This window comes from Mycobacterium sp., assembly GCF_035570115.1.
In the GTDB taxonomy this organism is placed as follows: domain Bacteria; phylum Actinomycetota; class Actinomycetes; order Mycobacteriales; family Mycobacteriaceae; genus Mycobacterium.
Window position 1 is genome coordinate 1 of record NZ_DATMLH010000152.1, and the last position, 3,526, is coordinate 3,526.

3 protein-coding genes are annotated in these 3,526 nt (G+C 63.6%); all 3 read right to left on the minus strand.

Going from position 1 to position 3,526, the window contains the following annotated elements; translation table 11 throughout:
- Positions 1–384 precede the first annotated feature (384 nt).
- Positions 385–1,089, minus strand: a complete 705-nt coding sequence (locus VNW74_RS14705) for an alpha/beta fold hydrolase (RefSeq protein ID WP_325678023.1) — start codon at positions 1,087–1,089, stop codon at positions 385–387.
- Between the two features lie 494 nt (positions 1,090–1,583).
- Positions 1,584–2,768 (minus strand): LLM class flavin-dependent oxidoreductase, encoded by a 1,185-nt coding sequence (locus VNW74_RS14710; RefSeq protein WP_325678025.1) that lies wholly within the window; start codon positions 2,766–2,768, stop codon positions 1,584–1,586.
- A gap of 110 nt (positions 2,769–2,878) precedes the next feature.
- Positions 2,879–3,475 (minus strand): helix-turn-helix domain-containing protein, encoded by a 597-nt coding sequence (locus VNW74_RS14715; RefSeq protein WP_325678027.1) that lies wholly within the window; start codon positions 3,473–3,475, stop codon positions 2,879–2,881.
- Positions 3,476–3,526 lie beyond the last annotated feature (51 nt).

Here is a 3,526-nt window from a genome sequence, read left to right on the forward strand (position 1 = left end):
ATTTCGATTTCGGCGGGTTCGGTGGGTCCGATTTTGGCGGGGGTGGGTTCGACTCGGGCGGCGGCGGCGACTCCGGGTTCTAATGCTGTCGCCTCGTGCGAAGCCGTAGTTGGTCTGACCAAGATCAGACAAGTCGGGCCCCGCGGCCACAAGCCTTTCTGAGCTAAAGTTTTCGCTTCGTGGGGCGGGCAGGGCTCGAACCCGCGACCAACGGAAGCGGTCAAAAGTGGCGAGTGGTGACCACTGGTAGATAATCGACTGCGCCCCAACAGGTTTGGTCGGTGGTATGTGGTGGGCAAAGGTGGCTGCGGGTTAGTGACGCGCGGACTGTGTGCAGACTGGTCCGCGGTTTGCCGACTGGCGCGGGCGCGTAGGCGCGGTGCACTACTGCTCGGCTACCTGCATCAACACGTCGGCAAGAGCTACCGGTCGTGAAAGGAACGGTGAATGACTGCCGGGGAGCTCGATGAGTTCAGCGCCCAGCCTGTCACGGGCTACTCGCTCTGCCCACTTCCGGCCCAGCATTCGATCCTCGTTGCATATCACGAAAGTACAGGGGACAGAGGGGAATTGGGCCAGCGAGAACGGCAAGGTGGCAGGGTACCACGATTGCGGTCGAATCTGTTTGAAGGCCGTTTGGGCGATAGTGTCGTCACAGTCGGCGTAGAACAATGCTCGGAGCAGTTCGAGGTTGACCCACCTCATCAGGAGTTGCGCATCGGGTTCGGTGCACCCGTTGCGAAAATCCAGATTCACCATCTCCGGCTCGTCGGCCACTTGATCGTAGAGGTTCCTGCCGATCTCTGGGACCAAGGCACACAGGTATACCAAGTGCCGCACCGGTCGACGCGCCGCGACCAATGGAATCGTGTGACCACCAAACGAGTGACCCACAAGCACCACATCGTCGCCGCACCCATCGAGGGAAGCGCACACGCCATCGGCGTAGGTGTCGAAGCTTGCCGACCCGTCCTCCGCGGGCAAGTCCATCGCCACTACGTCATGTCCCGCCTGCCGCAGAAGCGGAGCCAAGCGTTCCCAACACCACGCGCCGTGGAAAGCGCCGTGGACCAACGCGAAAGTCGTCATGCGCAGACGCTCCTACAACGGGAGGGATTGCGTGGCGGTAATCACACACGCTAGGCGGCAAGTAGGCGCGGGTCGGGCTCGCTTCACAGTTCTACGACGCCAGTCTCGACATCGAGCACCCGAGCCGCTTTCGTGGCGGCCAACGATCCCTCAGGACTTGCCGGTGTTGGGCTCGACAACGGCTCTTCCTTCTAGCTGGCCAGTGCGGAGTTGAAGGTAGGCCTGTTCGGTTTCGTTGAAAGCGAAGGCTTCGGTGTCTATTCTGAGGCGCCGGCTTCTGAGAGGGCGACGACGTCGCGTAAGTCGATGAGCATCCCGCCTTGAGAGATCACTACCTCACACCCGCTGGCGGCTTTGACCCACCTACCGGCAGGCGGCCGGGGCTCGAACCTGCGACCAACGGATTATGAGTCCCTAGGAACGTAGGTGTTCCTCGCTCGAGTGGGTGGAGATCCCGGGTGCCACCGCTGAGCGGGCCAGGAGCGACGCCACGATCAACCAGCCGCCATTGACGACGCCGCGTCGAGTTTGGTGGGCTGCCCGTTCAGACGGCGCAGGTGATCGAAGCACTCAGCCAGCCTGCGCGAGCCGTCGACCGCCGAACCCATATCGCCTGCCATCACCAGTGAGCCGTAGTCACCGAGCATGACGTGGTTGCACCCTGCCTCGATGAACGGCTGAATCATGCCGGCCACCTGCTCGGGCGTGCCACAGAACTTGAAGTGCCGCACCATGTCCGGGTCGATCTGGTCGACGATCTTCATCGCATCCTCGCGCGTCCACTCCATCGGGAACAGGTCGCGCGGGTAGGAGAAGTCCTCGCCCAACGGGTTGATCAGACCGTGCTTCTTCCAGGTGTGGCCGCCTGGGATGAGAGCTGCCGAGTCCCACCGGATGATCGGGTTCTTGAGCGTCTCCGCGACGTCTTCTTCGGTGTCGCCCAGCACCACGCCGAAGAGCATCAGCTTCGTCATCGCGTCCCCGTTCTTGCCGACTTCCGCGGCCAGCCTGTTGAACTCACCCACCTCGCCCGCGTAGCTGTCGGCATCTGAGCCCGGGAAGTAGCTCACCCAACCGTCGGCGATCTGCGCGGCGTAGCGCATTGCCTTGCCGGGTCCGCCGGCGACGAGCAGCGGCGGACCGCCCTCACTGAACGCCGGCGTGCTGATTCCGCCGCCCTTGACCTTGTAGAAGGTGCCGTCGAAATCGACGGGATCGTTGGTGTTGAACCAGATCTTGAGCAGCTTGAGGGTCTCCTCGAGGCGGCCGAACGGCTTGTCTCGCGGGACTCCGTAGGGCGTGCACTGCTTGGCTTCGCCGGCACCGAGTGCGAGGAAGAAGCGGCCCTCGGAGTAGTGGTCCAACGTCAGCGCGAGTTGGGCCAGCACGTCGGGACTGCGCCGTGTGACGTCAGAGGCGGACAGGCCGATCCGCAGATTCTTGGTGTGGATCGCCGCATCGGTCAGCAGCGGCCACGGTTCCAGCCATGCGTCGATGTGGAACATCTCGGCCGCCGGGCAGATATCGGGCGTCCATAAGGCGCGCGGGATCGTCAGGCAGTGCTGATCCCAGTACGTGACGAAGTCCAGACCAGACTCGTCATAGGCTTGCACAGCGGCCCGGTGGGCGGCGATGGGCGGGAATTCGACTGGGTTGAGCCCGTATTTGATGTCAGGCATTGCACTCTCCCTTGCGACGGCGATCGCGCTGGACACGTCATGAGATGGCGGCCACACTCGTACACGCTATGACGAAAGTATGTTTTTGTCATCTCAAAGAGGAGAAAATGTCATGCAAGGAGGCTGCGGACTGCGAACTCGCGCACGTAGCGACGCTGCTCAGAGGGATCCTGGTCGACCCGCGGAGTCAGGACGGTCAAGACGCCCTGCATCCATTCGGTCATCTCACGCCGGGTGACGTCGCGACGCAGCACCCCCTCGCGCTCGGCCTGGGCGAACAGCGGTTCGAAGCAACCGCCGACCATGCCGTGCATCGGCGAGGCAGCGCTGGCCAACAGCAGGTTCAGCCGCACCCGCGGTGTCGCCTCGGCGAGGTAGCCGAATTCCTTATCGTGGCGGGCCAGCCCAACCATCCGCAGGCACAGATCGACCAGTGCCTCGACCACGTCCGACGGATCGTCGGGTGTTCCGGCGATCAGTTCGACGGCGAATTCCCGACAGCGCTCCAAGATGGCCAGTTCGACGAGGTCGTCGCGGCCCGACACATAGCGGTACAGAGCTTGGCGGGACATGCCCGCGCCGGTCGCGACGTCGTCCATCCGGGTGCGCGTCACGCCGATCCGCGCGAAGCACTCGCGCGCGGCTGCCACGATGGGCCGCAGCGTTTCGGCGGCCACCGGTCGCCGGGTACCGATCGGGCTGTTCACGTAGCTGAGATTAGCGCGAGGGCGTCCCCGTCAAGTTGCGGCGGACCGCTG

Coding starts and splice junctions, on each gene's coding strand:
- VNW74_RS14710 (WP_325678025.1), bottom strand. CDS start 2,768: ATGCCTGACATCAAATACGGGCTCAACCCAGTCGAATTCCCGCCCATC.
- VNW74_RS14705 (WP_325678023.1), bottom strand. CDS start 1,089: ATGACGACTTTCGCGTTGGTCCACGGCGCTTTCCACGGCGCGTGGTGT.